The organism is Caballeronia sp. GAFFF1 (genome assembly GCF_023630705.1).
GTDB lineage: Bacteria > Pseudomonadota > Gammaproteobacteria > Burkholderiales > Burkholderiaceae > Caballeronia.
Map to the genome: position 1 here is coordinate 366581 of NZ_JALQEM010000028.1, position 21638 is coordinate 388218.

The following is a 21638-nucleotide window of genomic DNA, read 5'->3' on the forward strand; positions in this document are numbered from 1 at the left end:
TGCCCCGATTGTTCGGGGCGACCGAATTGTGTTGCCGGATTATAGGCATTTATCTAAGAAGGCGTGGACTCCAGAATTCGCACCATCGCAACTCATGCGCGGACGCCTTGCACGCAAGGCCGTGCGAACGGAATAACCATGGCAACACTGCTGGATCAGGAGCAACGCCCGAGACTGTGCATCGAAGAGGTGCATATCGCAGGGCACGTCCAGCCAATCGTGCTGCGCAGCTATCGCCCGGCATCCGATGGCACTGTCTTGCCCATCGTGCTCTATTTTCATGGCGGTGGTTTTACACACGGCAATCTGGACGATGCCGACATCGCCGCTTCGACCATTGCACGCGATACGCCGGCGTGGGTCGTGTCCGTCGGCTATTCGCTCGCGCCGGCCTATCCGTTTCCCGCTGCGCCGGAAGACGGCTATCGCGCGGCGCAATGGGCCTTCGCCCATGCACGCGGCCAGCGCGCGGACCCGCAGCGCATGGGTGTCGCGGGCCACGATGCAGGCGGCAATCTCGCGACGTGCGTGGCCGCCATTGCTCGCGATCGCGGGGACATTCGCATGTCGGCGCAGGCGCTGCTCGCGCCGCTGCTCGATCCGAGCATGACGCGCGTGGCCGACGAGCGCAAGGTTCTGTGCCCCGATCTCGAACTGAGCGAATGCGCGCGGTGCTATCGCGCGTACTTGCCGAATCCGTCGCAACGTTTGCATCCGTACGCCGCGCCGCTCGAATCGCGGCGTCTCGCTGGCTTGCCTCCTGCATTGATCGCGAGCGCGGAGCACGACCTTCTGCATATCGAAGCCGAGAAATACGCGGCCGAACTCATTGCGGCAGGCGTGCCGACTGAAGTCACGCGCCATTGCAAGGCATCGCACCAGGCGCTCGCCGCGCATGCGGCGGCATTGAAGGATGTCGTCGCCTTCTTCAGGAAACGGCTCGCGCGCACCACATAAGCGCAAAGCCACGCACCACAAAAATACGAACTCAACGCAACCGGAGCTTTCCATCATGATGTTCACTCGCAAACGCATCTACGCCGCGCTAGGCGCGACGCTGATCATCGCAGGCGCGGGCGGCTATACCGTCTGGCGCGGCCAGGGCGACGCGGCCATCAATCAGGCGCGCGCCGCGGCACACAGTCCGACCGCCACCGAAGTGGACGTGGCGACCGTCTTGTCGAAGACCATCACGGATTGGCAAAGCTATTCCGGCAGGCTCGAAGCGGTGAATCACGTGGACATTCGTCCGCTCGTGCCCGGCACCATCGTCGCCGTTCATTTCAAGGACGGCGCGCTCGTGAAGAAGGGCGATCCGCTCTTCACCATCGATCCGCGTCCCTACGAAGCCGAAGTGGATCGCGCACAGGCGCAGCTCGCGGCAGCGCAGGCCCGTAACGGCTATACGTCTACGGACGCGGCGCGAGCCGAACGTCTGCTCTCGGACAACGCCATCGCCAAGCGCGACTACGACGAGAAGCAGAACGCTGCGCGCGAGGCCGTCGCGAATCTGAAGGCCGCGCAGGCCGCGCTCGAAGCCGCGAAGATCAATCTAGCGTACACGCATATCGTCGCGCCGGTGTCGGGCCGCGTCTCGCGCGCGGAACTGACGGTCGGGAACATCGTGTCGACGGGCGCGAATGCGCCGCTACTGACAACGCTCGTCTCTGTTTCGCCGATCTACGCCTCATTCGATGTGGATGAGCAGACGTACCTGCGCTATCTCGGCCGCGATGCGGGCAGCACCGTGCCGGTCTCGCTGGGCCTGGCGAACGAGGACGGCTATTCGCGCGAAGGCGTCGTCGATTCGGTCGATAACCGTCTGGACACGACGTCCGGCACCATCCGCGTGCGCGCGCGCTTCAACAACCCGGATGGGTCGCTCGTGCCGGGGCTCTACGCGCGCATCAAGGTGGGCGGCGGCACCCCGCATCCGGCGGTGCTCGTCGACGACGCCGCCATCGGCACGGATCAGGACAAGAAGTACGTGATGGTCGTGGACAAGGACAACCGCGTGCAATACCGCGAAGTCACGCTGGGCCAGACGCATGACGGCCTGCGCGTGATCGCTAAGGGACTCGCTCCGGGCGAGCGCATTGTCGTGAACGGCCTGCAGCGCGTGCGTCCCAACGATGTCGTGAAGGTTAACGCCGTCGCCATGAACAACGCCGGCGATGTGCCTGCGGTGAAGACGGCATCGGCACAGTGATGCGCGTCATTCGTAACGAACAGAACCCGTCATGAACATATCCAAATTCTTCATCGACCGCCCGATTTTTGCGGGCGTGTTATCGGTGGTCGTGCTGCTGGCCGGGATCATCGCAATGTTCAGGCTGCCGATCTCCGAGTATCCGGAAGTCGTGCCGCCTTCGGTGGTCGTCCATGCGCAGTATCCGGGCGCGAATCCGAAGGTGATCGCGGAGACCGTGGCCTCGCCGCTCGAAGAGCAGATCAACGGCGTGGAAGACATGCTCTACATGCAGTCGCAGGCCAACAGCGACGGCAACCTGACGACCACGGTCACCTTCAAGCTCGGCACCGATCCGGACAAGAACACGCAGCTCGTGCAGAACCGCGTGAATCAGGCGTTGCCGCGTCTGCCGCAAGACGTGCAGCGGCTCGGCGTCACGACGATCAAGTCGTCGCCCACGCTCACGATGGTCGTCCACCTGAACTCGCCCAACGGCCGTTACGACATGACGTATCTGCGCAATTACGCGCTGATCAACGTGAAGGACCGGCTCGAACGTATCGCCGGCGTCGGCGAAGTGCAACTGTGGGGCTCGGGCGATTACTCGATGCGTGTATGGCTCGATCCGCAAAAGGTCGCGCAGCGCGGCCTGACGGCGACCGATGTCGTCAACGCCATTCGGGAGCAGAACGTGCAGGTCGCGGCAGGCGTGATCGGCGGTTCGCCGACGCTGCCTAACGTGCCGCTGCAACTGAACGTGAATGCGCGCGGTCGCTTGCAGAACGAGTCCGAGTTCCGCGATATCGTGCTGAAAACGTCGCCGGACGGCGCGGTCACGCATCTCGGCGATGTCGCCCGTGTCGAGCTCGCGGCGTCCGAATACGGCTTGCGCTCGCTCCTCGACAACAAGTCGGCCGTGGCTATCGCGATCAATCAGCAGCCTGGCGCGAACTCGCTGCAAATCTCCGACGAAGTGCGCAAGACGATGAAGGAACTGCAGGCGGACATGCCCGCAGGCCTCGAATATCAGATCGTCTATGACCCGACGCAGTTCGTGCGTTCCAGTATCGAAGCCGTCATCCATACGCTCGCGGAGGCCATTGCGCTCGTCGTGCTCGTGGTGATCGTGTTCTTGCAGACGTGGCGCGCGTCGATCATTCCGCTGCTCGCCGTGCCGGTGTCGATCGTCGGTACGTTCTCGCTGTTGCTCGCATTCGGTTTCTCGATCAACGCGCTATCGCTCTTCGGCATGGTGCTCGCTATCGGTATCGTCGTGGACGATGCGATCGTGGTGGTCGAGAACGTCGAGCGCAACATCGAAGCGGGCTTGTCCGCGCGAGAGGCGACGTATCAGGCCATGCGCGAAGTGAGCGGGCCGATCATCGCGATTGCGCTGACGCTCGTGGCCGTATTCGTGCCGCTCGCGTTCATGTCCGGCTTGACGGGCCAGTTCTACAAGCAGTTCGCAATGACCATCGCCATCTCGACGGTGATCTCCGCGTTCAACTCGCTGACGCTGTCGCCCGCGCTGGCCGCGCTGCTGCTCAAGGGTCATGACGAGCCGAAGGACTGGCTCACGCGCGGCATGGATCGCGTGTTCGGTGGCTTCTTCCGGCGCTTCAACGCAGTGTTTCATCGTGGTTCCGAGTCCTATAGCAAGGGCGTGAAAAGCGTCATCAACCGCAAGGCGATCATGATGGTGCTCTATGCGGTGCTGCTCGGCGGCGCGGCATTGATGGGCAAGATCGTGCCGGGCGGCTTCGTGCCCGCGCAGGACAAGGAGTATCTGATCAGCTTCGCGCAGTTGCCGAACGGCGCATCGCTCGACCGCACAGAAGGCGTGATCCGCGAAATGAGCGCCATCGCTCTGAAGCAGCCGGGCGTGGAAAGCGCGGTGGAGTTTCCGGGCTTGTCCGTGAACGGATTCACGAATTCGTCGAGTGCGGGCATCGTGTTCGTCACGCTCAAGCCCTTCAAGGACCGCGTGCATGACAAGGCGCTTTCCGCGAACGCGATCGCAGGCGCGCTGAACCAGAAATACGCGGGCATCAAGGGATCGTTCATCGCCGTGTTCCCGCCGCCGCCGGTGCTCGGCCTGGGCACGCTCGGCGGCTTCAAGATGCAGCTCGAAGATCGCGGCGCGCTCGGCTATGCTGCGCTCGCCGATGCCACGCAAGCATTCATCAAGCGTGCATCGCAAACGCCGGAACTGGGCTCGACGTTCTCCAGCTATCAGATCAACGTGCCGCAGCTGAACGTCGATCTGGATCGCGTGAAGGCAAAGCAACTGGGCGTCTCCGTCACCGATGTGTTCGACACGATGCAGGTCTATCTCGGCTCGCTGTATGTGAACGACTTCAATCGCTTCGGCCGCGTGTATCAGGTGCGCGTGCAAGCGGATGCGCCGTTCCGCGCGAATCCCGAGGACATCGGCTTGCTGAAGACGCGCAATGCGAATGGCGACATGGTGCCTTTGTCGTCGCTCGTGAGAGTCTCGCCAACGTATGGCCCCGAAATGGTGGTGCGCTACAACGGCTATACGGCAGCGGACATCAACGGCGGTCCCGCGCCCGGCTATTCGTCGGGACAGGCGCAGGCGGCGGCCGAACGCATCGCAGCGGAAGTGCTGCCGCGCGGGATCAAGTTCGAGTGGACCGATCTCACGTATCAGCAGATCCTCGCGGGCAACGCTGCGCTGTGGGTGTTCCCGATCAGCGTGCTGCTCGTGTTCCTTGTGCTTGCCGCGCTGTATGAAAGCCTCACGCTGCCGCTCGCGGTCATTCTGATCGTGCCGATGAGTATCTTGTCCGCGCTGCTCGGCGTATGGCTCACCGACGGCGACAACAACATCTTCACGCAGATCGGCTTGATGGTGCTCGTGGGCTTGTCCGCGAAAAACGCGATTCTGATCGTCGAATTCGCACGCGAACTGGAGATGCAGGGGCGCTCCATCGTGCAGGCCGCGATCGAAGCCAGCCGCCTGCGTCTGCGCCCGATCCTGATGACGTCCATCGCGTTCATCATGGGCGTGGTGCCGCTCGTCTTGTCGTCGGGTGCAGGCTCTGAAATGCGGCACGCAATGGGCGTCGCGGTGTTCTTCGGCATGTTGGGCGTGACGCTCTTCGGCCTGATGCTCACCCCCGTGTTCTACGTGATTCTGCGCAAGCTGAGCCGCACCGAACATGTGACGGACAAGCATGGCACGCATCCGCAGATGCGCGGTATCGGCGCTTCGTACGAGGCGCAATGAGGTCGATAATGAACAAGATGCCTATACAAAAATGGCTGGGTTTGCCCGCGCTGATGAGCGCATTGCTGGTGGTCGCGGGATGTTCGCTCGCGCCCACGTATGAAAAGCCGGACGTGAACGCGCCGAGCGCCTATAAGGAAACGCCGACGCTCGCGCCTTCGGAAGCGGGCACCTGGAAGACCGCGCAGCCTTCGGAAGAGATGATGCGCGGCGAATGGTGGACGCTTTTCGACGATGCCACGCTCAACGATCTCGAACGTCAGGCGCAAGAAGCGAATCAGAACCTTAAAGCCGCGGCGGCGCGCGTGAAGGAAGCGCGGGCGATCAATCAGACTGCGCGCGCAGGACTCTTTCCGACGCTCGACGCAGGCTTCGGTCCGACGCGCGAAAAGTTCTCGCCCGCATCGCAGTTCCTGCCTCCGAACGCGAACGTTCCGGCGCAGACCTTGTGGCGCGCGCAGGCCAGCGTGTCGTACGAGGTGGATCTGTTCGGGCGCGTGTCCAATACCGTGCAGGCCGCCAACGCCGACACGCAGCAAAGCGAAGCGTTGTTCCGTTCTGTGCAGCTCGCGTTGCAGGCGGATGTCGCGCAAAACTATTTCGAACTGCGCGAGCGCGATGCCGAACTGGACGTGTACACGCGCACCGTGACGTTGCGCGAGGAGGCGCTGAAGCTCGCAGAGCGACGGTTCACCGAAGGCGATATCAGCGAGCTCGATGTGGCGCGCGCCAAGTCGGAACTCGCGACCGCGCGTTCGGATGCGATGACCGTACAGCGGCTGCGCGCGGCATCCGAGCATAGTCTCGCGGTGTTGCTCGGCAAGACGCCCGCCGAGTTTTCGATGGCCGCTAATCCGCTCAAGCCTGTCACCGTGCACGTGCCGCCTGGCTTGCCGTCTTCGTTGCTGGAGCGTCGTCCGGACATTGCGGCTGCCGAGCGGTCGATGGCGGCGGCGAATGCGCGCATCGGCGTGGCGAAGGCGGCGTTCTTTCCGTCGCTCAACCTGACGGCATCGGGCGGCTTCGAGTCCGCCACGCTCGGCGATCTCTTCAACTGGTCGAGCCGCACGTTCCTGCTCGGACCGTTTGCGGGCACCATGCTGAATCTGCCGATCTTCGATGGCGGCCGTCGCAAGGGCAATCTCGCCAATGCGCGCGCCATCTACGAAGAGGACGTGGCGAATTATCGCCAGCAAGTGCTCGTGGCGTTTCGCGAAGTCGAGGACAACCTGTCTGACTTGCGCATTCTGGAGACGCAGACGGCGACGCAAGCGGATGCGGTGAATGCGTCGGTACGCGCCGCGCAACTGTCGCGCAGGCAGTACACGGAAGGCGCGGTGAACTATCTCGACGTGATCGACGCGGACCGCACGGTGCTGCAATCGCAGCGTGCGGCGGTTCAGCTCGCGGGCGCGCAGGCGGTATCGACCGTCAATCTTGTTCGGGCTCTGGGCGGCGGCTGGGGCGATGCAATGCCCACGCCCGTGCCTGAACCGAGCCTCGCGCAGAAGTAATGCGAACGCACAAAGCCCCGCTCGAAGCGGGGCTTTTGTTATGAAGGCGATTGTTCGTCGCGAGGAACATATGTCTTCACCTGGCGCCCATTTATCCCATGCGACGCGATCCCTAGAATCTCAATCATGGGAACGGGAGCGTGCAATGAGAGCCTTGATCGAAAGACAGCTATATCAACCGTCAGTGGTCCTGCCACTGCTTCTTCTAACGCGCCTGATGGTGTCGCTCGACTTCAACCTCGCGCAAGTCGCATTCGTGGTGCTGCTGAGAGGCTCGCAGCAGGCTTATCATTTCATGCATCGGGCGGCGCTGCGTCAGCGTGACGGCGCGGCGGTGGGGCGCATTGCCTGCCGTCACTGCTGCTGACCGTACTCAATACACTTCGGGGACATACATCGATTCCGGCACGGGCTGACGCAGGTAATCGGGATTGAACACGCGTTCAGGCAGCGTGATCTGCGGGTGTTCGATCTCGTGATACGGCACCTGGCTCAACAGGTGATGAATGCAGTTGAGGCGCGCGCGCTTCTTGTCGACGGCCTGCACGACCCACCACGGCGCTTCGGGAATGTGCGAGCGTTGCAGCATGACTTCCTTCGCCGCCGTGTACGCTTCCCAGCGACGGCGGCTTTCCAGATCCATCGGACTCAGTTTCCATTGCTTCAGCGGATCTTCAATTCGCGCCTGGAAGCGCACTTCCTGTTCGTCGTCGGTGATCGAGAACCAGTACTTGATGATCTGGATGCCGCTACGCACGAGCATCTTCTCGAACTCCGGTACCGAGCGAAAGAATTCCTCATACTCTTCGTCGGTGCAGAAATGCATCACGCGCTCGACGCCCGCGCGGTTGTACCAGCTCCGGTCGAACAGCACGATCTCGCCGCCCGCCGGCAAGTGCGAGACGTATCGCTGAAAGTACCATTGCGTGCGCTCGCGATTGTTGGGCGCGGGAAGGGCGGCGACGCGGCAGACACGCGGATTGAGCCGCTGCGTAATGCGTTTGATCGCCCCACCCTTGCCGGCGGCATCGCGCCCCTCGAAGATCACGACAAGCCGGTGGCCGGTATGGACCACCCAGTCCTGTAGCTTCACCAATTCGCCCTGCAGCCGGAACAACTCTCGGAAATAGGTCTTGCGAAGCTGCCGCTCTTCGTCCGAGAAAGCCGCTTCGCCATCGAGGAAGCGATCGTCGATTTCCATCTCGAACTCTTCGTCGTAGCTGTCGATCAGGTCGGCGTGAAAGCGGCGCTGCTTGTCCGTCGTGGTCATTGAATGCTCCATGTGCGTGCTGTGGCGTGCTTCCTGTGTGCAGTGTGCGGGCGGCGCTGAACGCCCGATGGTGACGTCCCCGCATGGCAGTCGTGTGACACCGCCTTCCGCGTCATTTCGCGTCATTCATTGTATGAAGCCGCGCGCTTTATGACACGAGCCGCGCGGCCCGTAGAATGGTCGAGCGTTTGAGGGCATGACGATGGCACAACCATTCCTGAGGCGAACCGCACGATGATCGACACACCTGGCGCAATTCCCATTTTCGACGCGGCGCAAACCGCGCGCCTTCTGCCTTACGACCGCTTGGCGGATACGCTCGCCGCGACGATGCTCGATTATGCAACCGGCCGCATCGAGAGTCCCGAGCGGATGGTGGTCCCGCTCGCGCACGGCGGGGTGATGCTCTCTATGCCCGCAACGGCCGCCGATATTGCCATGCACAAGCTGGTAAATGTGTGCCCGGGAAATGGCGCGCGCGGCCTGGCGACAATTCACGGTCAGGTCACCGCTTTCGACGCCACGACAGGCGTGCCCCAGTTCATGCTCGACGGTCCTACGGTCACCGGTCGCCGCACGTCTGCGGTCTCCATGCTGGCGATACGCGTGCTGGCCGCCGATATCCCGCGCGAAGTCCTCGTGATCGGCACCGGAAAGCAGGCGGCGTCGCATGTGGAAGCGCTTGCAAGCCTGTATCCGGAAGCGCGCCTTTTTATACTCGGCTCGCGTGCGGGCCGCGCGAGTGCTTTTTGCGCGGACTATGCCGCGCTTTCGCCGAATCTCGTTGCGCTCGAAGGGGCTCCGATACCGGACTCTATTGACGTGGTGATAACCACGACCACCAGTAAGACGCCGGTGTACACGCTTGCGGCCAGCGCGGCACGACTCGTGATAGGCGTAGGCGCTTTCACCGCTAATGCCGCCGAAATCGCGGCGTCTACCATTCAAGCCAGCGCCTTATTCGTCGACGATCTCGCAGGCGCGCGCCACGAAGCGGGCGACTTCATCCTCGCCGGAATCGACTGGAACACCGTGCGGCCGCTCGCGACGGCGCTTGCATCCCCCGAAAGACCCGACGTTCCGGTGGTTTTCAAGTCGGTCGGATGCGCGGCCTGGGACCTCGCAGCCTGCCGCGTCGCGAGGGCGGTCTTGTCGGACCAGGGCCAAGCCGGGTGACAGGTGGAACAACCTTTGCTGTAAGTTTGCTCAATGACGATTGCGCGTCGGCGCTCAAGCACTCCAGCGAATGAACAGATCAATGAACAGTCGAAACGACACCGACCGGGCAGCGTGGCCGGCTGTATACCGAACCGCCCATAGCAACGAACTTGCGGTTTCCCGCGCGCCGGCGCCTTCTGCGCAAGGCCGCGCCGCGCCGCCCGCCGCTTACTTTATCTCGGTTCTCGAAATGGCAACCGGCGAGCAGCTCGCCAAGGAGGAGCGCATGCGCGCCGTCGCCATGCTGGAGACCGAATTCGGCGCCGGACGGCCGCGAACGCTCAAAGAGGCGGTGCGCATTTGCGCCGCCGCCATCGACTCCTCTACGTTGCAGCGCATGGCGCGTGGAGCGAAGGCCTGAATTCAAAGCACGGAAAGCAGTCGTAGTAGACGCTCTTTAAGCACATTCTTTCATCAACGTGTAAAAGAGACGTGCTACTTGACGGTCTGAATGACTTCGAAGCCTTCGAATTCAGGGTGCCCGAGATAGAGCTGGCGCGTCTCGCCGCCTGCGTTGCGGTGTGCGGCGCGAAAGGCGTCGGACCGCGTCCAGTCTTCGAACGCCGCCCGATTCGCCCAGATCGTGTGGCTCGAGTAAAGGACGTGGTCGTCCTTGGCCGGCCCTTTCAGCAAATGAAATTCGACAAAGCCGGCGACGTCTTTGAGATGCGTGTCGCGGCTCGTCCATAGGCGCTCGAAGTCGGCTTCGGCGCCGGGCACGATCTTGAAGCGATTCATGGCGATATACATGTCGATACGTTCCTTCTTGGTGATTAAACAAACGAAGACTTAAGAGCGCGCCAGTTCGACTATCGTCGCAAAGCCGCCGAAGAACATGCGCTTCGCATCGAACGGCGGCTCGCCGTGTTCCATCATCGCCTTCAGTCGCGGGTCATTCATGACCTTTGCGTTGACTGCGTCGCGCTGCTCGCGCGATTCATAGAGTATCCACGAGAAGGCAATCGTTTCACCTTCTCTCAATTGCACGCTTTGCGGAAATGAAGTGACTTCCCCTGGCTTGACGTCGTCGGCAATGCTCTCGACGAACTGCAGTGCGCCGTGCTCCAGCCAGATCTTGCCGGCCTGTTCGGCCATGACGCGATACGCGTCGATCTTGCCGGTGGGGACAGGTACGACGAATCCATCTACATAGTGCGCCATGTGAGCCTCCTTGAGCGGTATCGACAGCGTCATGCCGTCAACTGCATTGGAGCCTGAGCCGCAAGACGAAGTTCAGGCCACGGTCCAGACTCCGCACGGTCGGTCATAGTCGAGCGATACGGACGACAGGGGCGCAAAGTTCATCGCAAAGATGGATTCGAGCGGGTCGCCTCGCACATGCGCCAATGCAGCTTTGACGACGATGGCATGCGTGACGATCAAGTATCGTTCGGTACGGGCATCGTCGCAAATCAGGGTCGCGAGCGCCTGCGCAATGCGTTCGGACAGCATGGCAATACTCTCGCCGCCGTGCGGCCGCGCGGCGACTTTCGAGAGCCATGCGCTCATGCCTTCAGGCTCCTTTTCGGTGATGGCGCGTATCGCAAGCCCGCGCCAGCGGCCGTAGTCGATATCGCTGAAGGCGACGCTCGTTTCGACACTGCTTGCTATCCATGCGGCCGTCGCGCGGGCAGCGGCTGCGGGACTCGCGATCACGCGGCCGTCGAAATGCGCAAAGCGCTGCGCAAGAGCCGCGCGGTTATCGCAGGCAGGCGGCTCGTCGCCCGTCGGAAAGCGGGCGGTTTTCATCGCGTGCGTGGCGGCGTGGCAGAGAAGCGTTACGTTCAATGATGGAGGCAATGGGCGCATCGTTGCTTTACTTTGCCCGCAATCGTCCTAGAATGGCAAGCTTGCAGTGCGAGGAAGCCGGTGCAAGCCCGGCACGGTCGCGCCACTGTAAGCGGCTTTCGTGAAAACGACGGTTCGCGAGTCAGACCCCGCTGCAAGTTCTTTCGTCTATCGGGACGCGCTTTTCCCTCGGAGAAAATCAATGAATGTCGCTCACGCGCCGGTCGATGCCGCCGCCTCTGTTTCGCCCGCCCTCGACGCGCCGGTGCCTATTCCGGTACGTGAACTATTGCCTTGGGCCGTGTTCATCGGCCTGATTCTTTTGATCGCCATTTATTTCGTCGGCGCGGAGCAGGGCGCGACGTCCATCTTTTCCGGCATGTACGTTCACGAATTCGTGCATGACGGCCGGCACTTGCTCGGCTTTCCCTGTCACTAAGGGCGCGCCATGATTCGCAGCTTGTTGATACGCGGCATGATCGCGGGTCTCGTCGCGGGCGTGCTCGGCTTCGGTTTTGCAAAGCTCGTCGGTGAGCCGTTCGTTGCACAAGCCATCGCGTTCGAAGCAGAACATGCGCATGGGCATAACCATCAGGAAGCCACGGCTCATTCACACCATCACGACGGCGACGAAGAACTGGTGAGCCGGGACACGCAGGCGGGTCTCGGCCTCTTTACCGGCGTGGCGGTATTCAGCGCTGCGCTCGGCGGCATTTTCTCGCTCGTCTTCGCGTTCGCTTATGGACGGCTCGGCGCATTGCATGCGCGCGGCACATCGGCATTGCTGGCGATGCTCGGCTTCCTGAGCGTGGCGGCCGTGCCTTTCCTGAAGTATCCGCCGAACCCGCCTTCGGTCGGCAACGCGGCGACGATCGGTCCGCGCACCGCGTTGTTCTTCGGCATGTTGGCCATCTCGATCGCGGCAGCGGTGATCGCCGTCGCGCTGCAACGGCGGCTGCGCGTGCGGCGGGGCGAGTGGAACGCAACGATGTTTGCAGGAGCTCTCTACATCGCGTTGATGCTGCTCGCGCAGTTCGCGCTGCCGCGTGTCGAAGAAGTGCCGGCCGGCTTCTCGGCGTCGTTGCTGTGGAACTTTCGCGTCGCGGCCATTGGTATTCAGGTCATCATCTGGACGACGCTCGGGCTCGTGTTCGGCGCGCTCGCTGCCCGCGAACTCGAGCGGCCCGCGTTGCGCAAAGTGCCCGCCGTCTAAGCGTTTTCTCGCGACAAGGCCGCTTGCCTTGCGGGCAATTCCTCCAATAGCGCGAGTTTCGCGGCATCGTCCATCGAGCGGAACGACTTTATCTCTTCGCGGCTCCTGAAGCATCCCGCGCACAAACCGTGTGCGGGATCGAGCTTGCATACGCCGGTGCACGGCGAACCGACCGGCTCTTGCGACTTCGCTCGCGCAATGGTGAAGGCGAGGTCGATGATCGTCATAGCGCTTCACCGCGAAAGAGTGCCGCGGCGGCGGCCGGATTCGATGGCCAATACGCGTGCATATAGGTGGCCGTGATCGGACCGTGGCGATAGAGGGCTTCGCCTTCGGCGCCTGTCGTTGCATGCTTCGAGGTCAGATGCGGCTGCATGGGTGTATCGAGCGTGGAGTAATGGAACGTGTGGCCGGTGAGCGCGCCATGCGCGGTATCGAGCCTTTGCATTGCAAGACGCGCGAGGCGGCGCTGCATGTAGGCGTTGCCCGGGAGAATAGCGAGCATCGCATGCTTCGTGCCTTCAACGTCCGTCAGCGTATCGAGCAGATACAGCATGCCGCCGCATTCAGCGACGACGGCTCTGCGACGCGCCACATGCGCCTCGATCGTTGCCCGGGTGTGAAGGTTCGCGGCAAGCGTCGCCGCATGCAGTTCCGGATAGCCGCCGGGAAGATAGACCGCGTCGGCATCGGCGGGCACGGGTTCGTCGGCGAGCGGCGAGAAGGTACTCACGCGCGCGCCCATTGCGTGCAGCAAGTCGATATTGGCCGGATAGACGAATGAAAACGCGGCATCGCGCGCCACGGCGATATGCAAGCCTTCGAGCAAACGCGGCGGCGCTTCCGGCTTCGCGTCCTCGAAGTGAACAGGCGGCGGTAGATCCGCCAGCGCGGTAGCTGCAATGGCATCGGCGGCGCGATCCAGACGCGCGTCCAGTCCCGCCACTTCTTGCGCTTGCGTCAGGCCCAGGTGACGCTCGGGCAGTGCGATATCGTCTGCATTCGAAAGATGCCCGCAATAGCGCAGTCCATCGGGAATGGCTTCGGCCAGCATCTGCGCATGCCGCGCCGATGCAACGCGGTTGGCGAGTACGCCATGGAACGGCACGTCCACGCGATAACGCGCGAGACCGAACGCCACCGCGCCGAACGTCTGCGCCATGCCATGCGCGCCGATCACCGCGAGCACGGGCACGTTGAACGCGGCGGCGAGATCGGCGCTGCTCGGCGTGCCGTCGAAGAGACCCATGACGCCTTCGATCAGGATCAGATCGGCTTCACGCGCGGCCTTTGCGAGCAACGCGCGGCATGCGTCGAGACCGACCATCGACAGATGCAGCGAATAGACGGGCGATCCGCATGCGCGTTCCAGAATCATCGGATCGAGAAAATCAGGGCCGGTCTTGAATACACGCACACGAAGGCCACGCCGCGCATGATGACGCGCAAGCGCGGCCGTCACCGTGGTCTTGCCTTGATGCGACGCGCTCGCGCCGATAAAGAGTGCAGGGCAGGACGCCATAAGCTCAGTACTCGACGCCACGTTGCGCCTTGACGCCTTGCTCGCGATACGGATGCTTCACGAGCCGCATTTCCGTGACGAGGTCCGCCAGTTCGACGAGCGCATCCGGCGCATGACGGCCCGTCACGACCACATGCAGCATCGCCGGGCGCGCCTTCAACACATCGAGCACTTCGTCGAGCGGCAAGTACTCGTACTTGAGCACGGTGTTGAGCTCATCCAGCACGACCATCTGATATTCGCCGCTCTCGATCATGCGCCGCGCTTCGTTCCAGCCTTTGCGCGCGGTCGCCATGTCGGCCTCGCGGTTTTGCGTGTTCCATGTATAGCCGTCGCCCATCGTCACGAAATCGCAATTGGCGACCGCGCTCAGGAAATCGCGCTCTGACGTATGCAGCGCGCCTTTGATGAACTGAACGACGCCGAGCTTCATGCCGTGCCCGAGCACGCGCACCGCCATGCCGAAAGCGGCCGTGGTCTTGCCCTTGCCATTGCCTGTATTGACGATCAGGAGACCCTTCTCGTGATCGGCCGCGGCCTGCTTCTTTTCGTGGCCTTCCTTGCGACGCTGCGTCATGCGCAGATGCGATTCCATATCGGTTTTCATGGGCTCTTTCAGGCTTTCTTCGTAGCTATGGCGACGGTCACGTGACCGTCGATCATCTTCGGCACCACAAGCTCTCCGCCCTCGCTCGCAAGCAACGCGCTAGGCTCGCATACGCCCTCGGCGGGCATGTGCGCGAGCTGGTCCGCGCGATAGAAACGCAATGGCAGGGCATGACGCTCGCAGAACACACGCAAGCCCGCCTCGTCGTGTTTGATGTCGATGCTGGCGATCACCGCGACGTGCGCGAACGTGAGTTCCGCTGCTCGAAGCGCACGAAGCACGGCCGCTTCTATCGCATCGGCGCTTACGCCGCGTTTGCAGCCGATGCCGACCGCGAGATGGCGCCGGCTCACGCAAGGAAGCATCATCGAACGAATGGACGGAGTGCTTGCGCCGCGCATGCGTCCCTCGCGGATGGCGGCGTTCGGCGAAGGCATCGCCATGGCGAGATGCGCTTCGTCCCCTGCGCTGGCCGGTATCCGGGCTTGCGGCCGTCATCGCGCAGCCTTCCCACCGTGAACGGGCAGTGGCCGTGTGCGCCATGCGCGATATCGTGCAAGCCGATACCGCCGGTCGGGTACCGTTGCGGGGACAGCACAGGTTGGCGAGCGCTTGCATGCTTGTGAAGACGCCGCTTCCTGTTTCCCGTTTAACTGCGCGTTTCGTGCGAACGCGCGAGCACCAGTCGCGCGCCAACGATACCACATGCACCGGTTTCGGCGCCGGCTTCCTTGACGCTCTTTCGCAGGCAGCCTAGACTTCACGCAGTTCTGGTGCCCGCGTGCGAGCTTCTTTCGCACGCAGTTAAACGGGAAGCAGGAAGCGCATCGGTCCATGAAGCGAACGGACGCGCGCCAACCTGCGCTGCCCCCGCAACGGTAAGCGACCGGCGGTATCGGCTAGTACGATATCGCGCGCTGCGCACGGAGCCACTGTCGATTCACGGCAGGAAGGCTGCGCAACGAGGTCCCAAGCCCGGATACCGGCCAGAATTTCGCAGGGCCCACGCCGCGGGGATGCGGCATGTCCCATGATCCATCAGTCGTGCGCTTTTTCCCCGCAGATCTCGCCGGCGATACCTTCCTCGCGCGACGCACGCACGACGCACGCATACACGAGCCACGGAGCGACGATGCAAACCCGCAAGATACCCGTCACGGTCGTGACCGGCTTTCTCGGCAGCGGCAAGACCACCTTGATGCGCCACATCATGTCCAATGCGCAGGGCTTGCGCCTTGCTGTCATCGTGAACGAATTCGGCGAGCTCGGCATAGACGGGGAAATCCTGAAGGGTTGCGGCATCGGTTGCGACGACGAAGCCGGGTCCTCGGAGCGCAATTTCTATGAACTCGCTAACGGGTGCCTGTGTTGCACCGTGCAGGAAGAGTTTTATCCGGTGATGGAGCAGTTGCTGGAACGCCGCGAGCGCATCGATCATGTGTTGATCGAGACGTCGGGCCTCGCGTTGCCCAAGCCGCTCGTGCAGGCATTCAACTGGCCGTCGATCAAGAATGCCTTCACGGTGGATGCCGTCATTACGGTGGTCGATGGTCCTGCGGCCGCAAGCGGACAGTTCGCCGCGAACCCCGCAGCGGTCGATGCCCAACGCAAGGCCGACCCGAATCTCGACCACGAATCGCCGTTGCACGAGCTATTCGAAGATCAACTGTCTTCGGCTGATCTCGTGATCGTCAACAAGACGGACCTCATGGACGCCGATGCACTGCGCCGCGTGGAAGCGCTCGTGCGGCCCGAGATTCCGCCGCAAGTGAAGGTCGTGCCCGCGCAGATGGGCAAGCTCGATCTGCATGCGCTGCTCGGTCTGCAATCCGCGTCCGAGGACAGCATTCATCTTCGCCACGATCATCACCATTCTGCCGACGACGAAGGCCACGTGGACCATCACCATGACGAATTCGATTCCGTCGTCGTCGAAGCACAGGTGGAATCGCGCGAACAGGTCATTGCCGCATTGCAGGCGCTCGTGGAGAGCCACACGATCTATCGCGTGAAAGGGTTCGCCGCGCTGCCGGGCGCGGGCATGCGTCTCGTGGTGCAAGGCGTGGGCCGGCGCTTCGACAGCTATTTCGACCGGCGCTGGAACGAAGGCGAAGCCGCGAGCCGCTTCGTGCTGATCGGAGAAGACCTCGATCGTCAAACCCTGCAGGCTGCGTTGCACGCGGCGCTTGCGAACGCGCTCGCGCAGGCTTGACGCGATGCATCTGCTACGCACGACGCCGGGAGGTTTTGTCGATGACGCGGCAGGCGTCACGCGTATCGAGCAGACGCGCGCACCGATCGTCGTGCTAAGTTCGGCCGATACCACGCTTGCGCTGCTTGCAAGCGTGTTTCCGCGTCTGGAGCCGGGCTTTCCCGAAGTGCGGCTCGCGAATCAATCGTTTTTGCGGCAGCCCGCATCGGTCGACTTCTATGTCGACGATGTATTGCGTCATGCGCGGGTCGTCATCGTCGATCATCTCGGCGGTGAATCGTACTGGCCTTATGGCATCGAGCGAATCGTGGCGCTCGCCGGGCGCGAGAAGCAGATGCTTGCCATGTTCTCGGGCGATCTCACCGAAGACCCGAACCTGATCAGCAAGAGTACCGCGGATGCCGCGTTCTGCCGTGAATTGTCGCGCTATCTGCGCGAAGGCGGCGCGGGCAATGCCGAAGAATTCCTGCGCGCGATGGGTCATCGCGCATTCGGCTTCGGTCGTGCGCCACAAGCGCCGCGTCCGCTGCCTGCTGTGGCGATCTATCATCCCGAACGCGACATCGCGGCAATCGAGGACTGGCGCGCGCGATGGACCGACGGCGCGCCCGTTGTCGCAATCCTGTTTTATCGCGCGCATCTGCAAGCGGGCAACACCGCTGTATTCGATGCGCTCATCGAAGCGCTCGAAAAGGAAAGGCTGAATCCGCTGCCGATTGCGATCGCATCCCTCAAGGAAACCGTGAGCCGCGAAGTGATCGCGCGCTTATGCATGGAGCATCGCGCATCGCTCGTATTGAACACGACCGCGTTTGCAGCAAGCGTGATCGGCGAAAGCGAAGACTTCGACATTGCGGGCGATGCGCCCGTGCTGCAAGTGATATTGAGCGGCGGTAATCGCGAAGACTGGGAAAAGGACAACCACGGCCTCAATTCGCGCGACGTCGCGATGCATGTCGCGCTGCCCGAGGTCGATGGCCGCATCATCACGCGCGCGGTCAGCTTCAAGGGACTCGCCTATTACTGCGAGCAGACGCAAGTGGACGTGGTCCGCTATCAGGCCGATGCCGAACGCGTGCGCTTCGTCGCCGAGTTGAGCCGCCGCTGGTGCAAGCTGCGGCATACGCTCAACCACGAGAAGCGCATCGCGCTCGTGCTCGCGAACTATCCGGCGAGCGAAGGGCGCATCGGCAACGGCGTGGGGCTCGACACGCCGGCATCCGCGGTCGGCATCCTGTCGATGCTTGCACGCGAAGGCTATCGCCTGGGTGAATTGCCGGAGAGCGGCGACGCGCTCATCGCCGCTTTGACGCAAGGCGTGACGAACGATCCCGTGGTTCGCGACATGCGGCCGGCGTTGCAAAGCCTCTCGCTCGACGACTATCTCGACGCTTATCGCGCGTTGCCCGCCGATGCACGTGCCGCGCTCGAAAACACGTGGGGCGCGCCGGAAGACGACCCGACATTAAGGCGCGGCCGCTTTATGATCGCGGGCTATCGCTGCGGTGAAGTGTTCGTCGGCATTCAGCCGTCGCGGTCGCGCGAGCGCAACGACTACGCGAGCTATCACGATGCCGAACTCGTTCCGCCGCATTCCTATCTCGCGTTCTATTTCTGGCTTCGCATGCGCTTCAACGCGGACGCGCTCGTGCATGTCGGCAAGCACGGCAATCTGGAATGGCTGCCGGGCAAGAGCGTCGCGCTGTCGGCATCGTGCTGGCCTGATCTGATTCTCGGGCCGATGCCCCATCTTTATCCGTTTATCGTCAATGATCCGGGCGAGGGCAGTCAGGCCAAGCGGCGAGCGCAGGCGGTCATCATCGATCATCTGATGCCGCCGCTTACACGCGCCGAGAACTATGGTCCGCTGCAAGACCTGGAGCGGCAGGTAGATGAGTACTACGAAGCGTTAATGGTCGACGCTCGACGCGCGAAGCTGTTGCGCAAGTCCATACTCGCGAGCATCGTCGAGAACAAGCTGCACGAAGAACTCGGCCTCGATGCCCCGCGCGATACATCGGGCGAAGACGCGTTGCTCACGCGCGCCGATGCGTACCTGTGCGAGCTGAAAGAGGCACAGATACGCGATGGGCTGCATGTTTTCGGCGTGTCTCCGCAAGGCGCGCAGCGGCGCGATACGCTGCTTGCGCTCGGGCGTTTTCCGATCGGTGACGGTCAGGGCGCGAATGCAAGCCTGATCACTGCGCTCGCACGCGACCTGCAACTAGGCGACGACTTCGATCCGCTCGACGCTGACTGGGCCGCGCCGTGGAAGGGACCGCGTCCGCAGGCATTGCAGTCGATCAATGATGCGCCCTGGCGTCATCACGGCGACACGCGCGAGCGGCTGGAATGCCTTGCATTGCAACTGCTCGAAGGCCATGCAGCCGCACCCGGTCCGCATACGGAACGCGTGCTCGAACGCTTGCATGGCGATGTGCTCGCGCGGCTCGATGCATGTGGACCGCACGAGTCGCTGCAACTGAAACGCGGTCTCGAAGGCCGTTTCGTTCCGCCGGGGCCGAGCGGTTCGCCATCGCGCGGCAGACCCGACGTGCTGCCGACGGGGCGTAACTTCTATTCGGTCGATACGCGCGCATTGCCGACGCAAGCCGCCTGGTCGCTCGGGCTCAAGTCGGCGAACCTGCTCGTCGAGCGGCACGTGCAGGACCATGGCGATTTTCCGCGCGCCATCGGTCTGTCGGTGTGGGGCACGGCCACCATGCGCACCGGCGGCGACGACATCGCGCAAGCGTTCGCGCTCATCGGCGTGCGGCCGAAATGGGCGGCGGGCAGCCATCGCGTCACCGACTTCGAGATTCTGCCGATCTCCATCTTCAACCGGCCGCGCATCGACGTCACGCTGCGCGTATCCGGTTTTTTCCGCGATGCGTTCGCCAATCTCATGCATCTGTTCGATGCAGCCGTGCAGGCCATAGCGGAACTCGAAGACGAGCCGGAAGACGTCAACCCGATTCGCGCGCGTATTCTGCGTGAGCGGGACGAGTTGATCGGACGCGGCGTCGATGCCAGAGAAGCTCGGCTTCGTGCCGGCTGGCGCGTGTTCAGCACGAAGCCGGGCGCGTACGGCGCGGGCTTGCAGGAGCTCATCGACCTGAAGCAATGGGAAACCGATGCCGATCTGTCCGCCGCTTATCAAAGCACGGGCGGCTATGCCTATTCGCAGGCCGGCGATGGCGTCGAAGCGCGTTCGACCTTCGGCGCGCGGCTCTCGACACTCGATGTGGTGCTTCAGAACCAGGATAACCGCGAGCACGACTTGCTCGATTCGAACGACTATCACCAGTTTCAGGGCGGAATGATCGCGGCGGTGCGTTACTTGTCGGGCGTGCAGCCGCAGGCGTACAACGCGGACCACAGCAACCCCGCCGCGCCGCGCATGCGCACGCTGAACGAAGAAATTTCGCGCGTGGTGCGCTCGCGCGTGGTCAACCCCAAGTGGATCGACGGCGTGAAGCGGCATGGCTACAAAGGCGCGTCGGAACTCGCCGCGACGGTCGATTATCTCTTCGGTTACGATGCCACCGCGCGCGTCGTCTCCGATCACCAATATGCGCTCGTCACGGATGCATACGTGAACGATGCCGGTACGCGTGAATTCATCGCGCGACACAACCCGCACGCGCTCCAGTCGATCTGCGAGCGCCTGCTCGAAGCGATGCAGCGCGGGCTGTGGCAGGAACCCGGCGACTATCGGCAGTCCGTGACGCAGCATCTGCTCGATGTCGAGCAGCAACTCGAAGGCCGACAGACTTGAACGAAACCTCTTTTTTTCCCGCGTTTCCTTTCACCGCGCTCGTCGGGCAAGCGCCGTTGCAACAGGCGTTGCTGCTCGCGGCTGTCGATCCGTCATTAGGCGGCGTGCTCGTGAGCGGACCGCGCGGCACGGCGAAATCCACGGCGGCGCGCGCGCTCGCTGAACTCCTGCCGGAAGGGAAACTCGTCACCCTGCCGCTCGGCGCGAGCGAAGAGCAACTCATCGGCACGCTCGATATTCAAAGCGCATTGCGTGATGGCGGCGTGAAGTTCTCGCCGGGCTTGCTCGCGAAAGCGCATCGCGGTGTCCTGTATGTCGACGAAGTGAACCTGCTGCCGAATCCTCTCGTCGATCAACTGCTCGACGTGGCGGCGAGCGGCGTGAATATCATCGAGCGCGACGGCATATCGCATCGCCATGACGCGCGGTTCGTGCTGATCGGCACCATGAATCCGGAAGAAGGGGAACTGCGTCCACAATTGCTGGATCGCTTCGGGCTTGCCGTCGAACTCGCGAACTGCTTCGACGCCAACGTGCGTCAGCGGATCGTCAAGGCGAGACTCGCATTCGATTCGGACGCCGAAGCGTTTCGCGCGCGGCACGCGGATAACCAAGCGGCGCTGGCCGAACGCATCGAGGCGGCGCGCGGCGCGCTCGACGAATTCGATTTCGATGACGTCGTGCATGCGCACGTGAGCGAACTGTGCATTGCGGCCAACGTCGACGGCCTGCGAGCCGATCTCGTGATGTTGCGCGCGGCGCGTGCGCTCGCGGCGCTGGAAGGCGCGGAATACGTTGAAACGAAGCATGTCGATTGCGTGGCCGATGCGGTATTGCGGCATCGCCGGCGCGAGCCTGAAGCGTCGTCTCGCGAGTCATCGCGGCCGGAAGCAAGCGCCAATACCGCGCAAGGCGGCGACTGGGGTTACATGCCGCCGGAGCCCGTCGGCATCGCGAAGGTCAAGCAGGTCAGGCCGCTCGCCGCAAAAAAAGCCTGAGCCATCGAAGGCCCGACGCCGATGCGAACGCGCATCGTCTTCGATGGCAGGAGGCGCGCTCCCGTGGGCGAGAACAT

General features: G+C 62.9%; 20 protein-coding genes and 3 riboswitches. Of the genes, 12 read left to right on the forward strand and 8 right to left on the reverse strand.

Going from position 1 to position 21638, the window contains the following annotated elements; all coding sequences use genetic code 11:
* Positions 1-138 precede the first annotated feature (138 nt).
* The 5 genes from NCR37_RS15350 (at position 139) to NCR37_RS15370 (ending at position 7322) form a co-directional block, all read left to right on the forward strand.
* On the forward strand, positions 139-957 hold the full coding sequence (locus NCR37_RS15350; RefSeq protein WP_250473717.1) for an alpha/beta hydrolase: 819 nt from the start codon (positions 139-141) through the stop codon (positions 955-957).
* A 55-nt stretch (positions 958-1012) separates the two neighbouring features.
* On the forward strand, positions 1013-2209 hold the full coding sequence (locus NCR37_RS15355) for an efflux RND transporter periplasmic adaptor subunit (protein ID WP_250473718.1): 1197 nt from the start codon (positions 1013-1015) through the stop codon (positions 2207-2209).
* 31 nt (positions 2210-2240) lie between these two features.
* A complete protein-coding gene (locus tag NCR37_RS15360; RefSeq protein WP_250473719.1) occupies positions 2241-5441 on the forward strand; it encodes an efflux RND transporter permease subunit in 3201 nt (1066 codons plus the stop codon).
* Between the two features lie 8 nt (positions 5442-5449).
* Entirely contained in the window at positions 5450-6955 is a 1506-nt protein-coding gene (locus NCR37_RS15365) for an efflux transporter outer membrane subunit (RefSeq protein ID WP_284506891.1), read from the forward strand.
* A 145-nt stretch (positions 6956-7100) separates the two neighbouring features.
* Positions 7101-7322 carry a hypothetical protein gene (locus NCR37_RS15370; RefSeq protein ID WP_250473721.1) on the forward strand — a complete coding sequence of 74 codons (222 nt, stop codon included), beginning with the start codon at positions 7101-7103 and terminating at the stop codon, positions 7320-7322.
* A gap of 6 nt (positions 7323-7328) precedes the next feature.
* On the opposite strand, the gene ppk2 is transcribed toward NCR37_RS15370, so the two are convergent.
* Complete coding sequence (gene ppk2, locus NCR37_RS15375) at positions 7329-8225, reverse strand: polyphosphate kinase 2 (protein WP_175941441.1); 897 nt, start codon at positions 8223-8225, stop codon at positions 7329-7331.
* A 234-nt stretch (positions 8226-8459) separates the two neighbouring features.
* On the opposite strand from ppk2, the gene lhpI reads away from it, so the two are divergent.
* Both lhpI and NCR37_RS15385 read left to right on the forward strand, forming a co-directional pair.
* On the forward strand, positions 8460-9401 hold the full coding sequence (gene lhpI / locus NCR37_RS15380) for a bifunctional Delta(1)-pyrroline-2-carboxylate/Delta(1)-piperideine-2-carboxylate reductase (RefSeq protein WP_250473722.1): 942 nt from the start codon (positions 8460-8462) through the stop codon (positions 9399-9401).
* A gap of 232 nt (positions 9402-9633) precedes the next feature.
* Positions 9634-9804 (forward strand): hypothetical protein, encoded by a 171-nt coding sequence (locus NCR37_RS15385; RefSeq protein WP_250473723.1) that lies wholly within the window; start codon positions 9634-9636, stop codon positions 9802-9804.
* Positions 9805-9878: 74 nt separating this feature from the next.
* Here NCR37_RS15385 and hmuQ read toward each other — a convergent pair whose 3' ends face one another.
* The 3 genes from hmuQ to NCR37_RS15400 form a co-directional block, all read right to left on the reverse strand.
* Positions 9879-10193, reverse strand: a complete 315-nt coding sequence (gene hmuQ / locus NCR37_RS15390) for a heme-degrading protein HmuQ (RefSeq protein WP_175941445.1) — start codon at positions 10191-10193, stop codon at positions 9879-9881.
* Between the two features lie 39 nt (positions 10194-10232).
* The gene (locus NCR37_RS15395) at positions 10233-10604 is read right to left on the reverse strand and encodes a DUF1428 domain-containing protein (protein WP_250473724.1); all 372 of its coding nucleotides are present in this window, start codon (positions 10602-10604) and stop codon (positions 10233-10235) included.
* A gap of 72 nt (positions 10605-10676) precedes the next feature.
* Complete coding sequence (locus NCR37_RS15400) at positions 10677-11252, reverse strand: histidine phosphatase family protein (RefSeq protein ID WP_502800531.1); 576 nt, start codon at positions 11250-11252, stop codon at positions 10677-10679.
* Between the two features lie 27 nt (positions 11253-11279).
* Positions 11280-11402, forward strand: a riboswitch (cobalamin riboswitch).
* Positions 11403-11433: 31 nt separating this feature from the next.
* Here NCR37_RS15400 and NCR37_RS15405 point away from each other — a divergent pair.
* Positions 11434-11670: a CbtB domain-containing protein gene (locus NCR37_RS15405; protein WP_250473726.1), complete on the forward strand. Its 237-nt coding sequence runs from the start codon at positions 11434-11436 to the stop codon at positions 11668-11670.
* Between the two features lie 9 nt (positions 11671-11679).
* Positions 11680-12444, forward strand: coding sequence for a CbtA family protein (locus tag NCR37_RS15410; protein ID WP_250473727.1), 765 nt, complete (start codon positions 11680-11682; stop codon positions 12442-12444).
* Here NCR37_RS15410 and NCR37_RS15415 read toward each other — a convergent pair.
* Genes NCR37_RS15415 through NCR37_RS15430 form a run of 4 tightly spaced genes read right to left on the reverse strand, consistent with a single transcriptional unit; the run spans position 12441 to position 15016 of the window.
* Positions 12441-12671 carry a DUF1289 domain-containing protein gene (locus tag NCR37_RS15415; RefSeq protein WP_250473728.1) on the reverse strand — a complete coding sequence of 77 codons (231 nt, stop codon included), beginning with the start codon at positions 12669-12671 and terminating at the stop codon, positions 12441-12443. The genes NCR37_RS15410 and NCR37_RS15415 overlap by 4 nt on opposite strands.
* Positions 12668-13966 carry a cobyrinic acid a,c-diamide synthase CobB gene (locus NCR37_RS15420; RefSeq protein WP_250473729.1) on the reverse strand — a complete coding sequence of 433 codons (1299 nt, stop codon included), beginning with the start codon at positions 13964-13966 and terminating at the stop codon, positions 12668-12670. The genes NCR37_RS15415 and NCR37_RS15420 overlap by 4 nt, the downstream gene beginning before the upstream one ends.
* Positions 13967-13970: 4 nt before the next feature.
* The gene (cobO, locus tag NCR37_RS15425) at positions 13971-14573 is read right to left on the reverse strand and encodes a cob(I)yrinic acid a,c-diamide adenosyltransferase (protein WP_250473730.1); all 603 of its coding nucleotides are present in this window, start codon (positions 14571-14573) and stop codon (positions 13971-13973) included.
* A gap of 8 nt (positions 14574-14581) precedes the next feature.
* Positions 14582-15016, reverse strand: a complete 435-nt coding sequence (locus NCR37_RS15430) for a cobalamin biosynthesis protein (RefSeq protein WP_250473731.1) — start codon at positions 15014-15016, stop codon at positions 14582-14584.
* Positions 15017-15026: 10 nt separating this feature from the next.
* Positions 15027-15274, reverse strand: a riboswitch (cobalamin riboswitch).
* Between the two features lie 53 nt (positions 15275-15327).
* A riboswitch (cobalamin riboswitch) is annotated at positions 15328-15578 on the forward strand.
* Between the two features lie 127 nt (positions 15579-15705).
* Between NCR37_RS15430 and cobW the strand changes: the two genes are divergently transcribed.
* From cobW to NCR37_RS15445, 3 genes are read left to right on the forward strand one after another with little or no spacing between them, the layout of a single operon-like run.
* On the forward strand, positions 15706-16785 hold the full coding sequence (cobW, locus tag NCR37_RS15435) for a cobalamin biosynthesis protein CobW (protein WP_250473732.1): 1080 nt from the start codon (positions 15706-15708) through the stop codon (positions 16783-16785).
* A 4-nt stretch (positions 16786-16789) separates the two neighbouring features.
* Positions 16790-20563, forward strand: coding sequence for a cobaltochelatase subunit CobN (cobN, locus tag NCR37_RS15440; protein WP_250473733.1), 3774 nt, complete (start codon positions 16790-16792; stop codon positions 20561-20563).
* Positions 20560-21561 (forward strand): magnesium chelatase ATPase subunit I, encoded by a 1002-nt coding sequence (locus tag NCR37_RS15445; protein WP_250473734.1) that lies wholly within the window; start codon positions 20560-20562, stop codon positions 21559-21561. The genes cobN and NCR37_RS15445 overlap by 4 nt, the downstream gene beginning before the upstream one ends.
* The last annotated feature ends 77 nt before the right edge of the window (positions 21562-21638 follow it).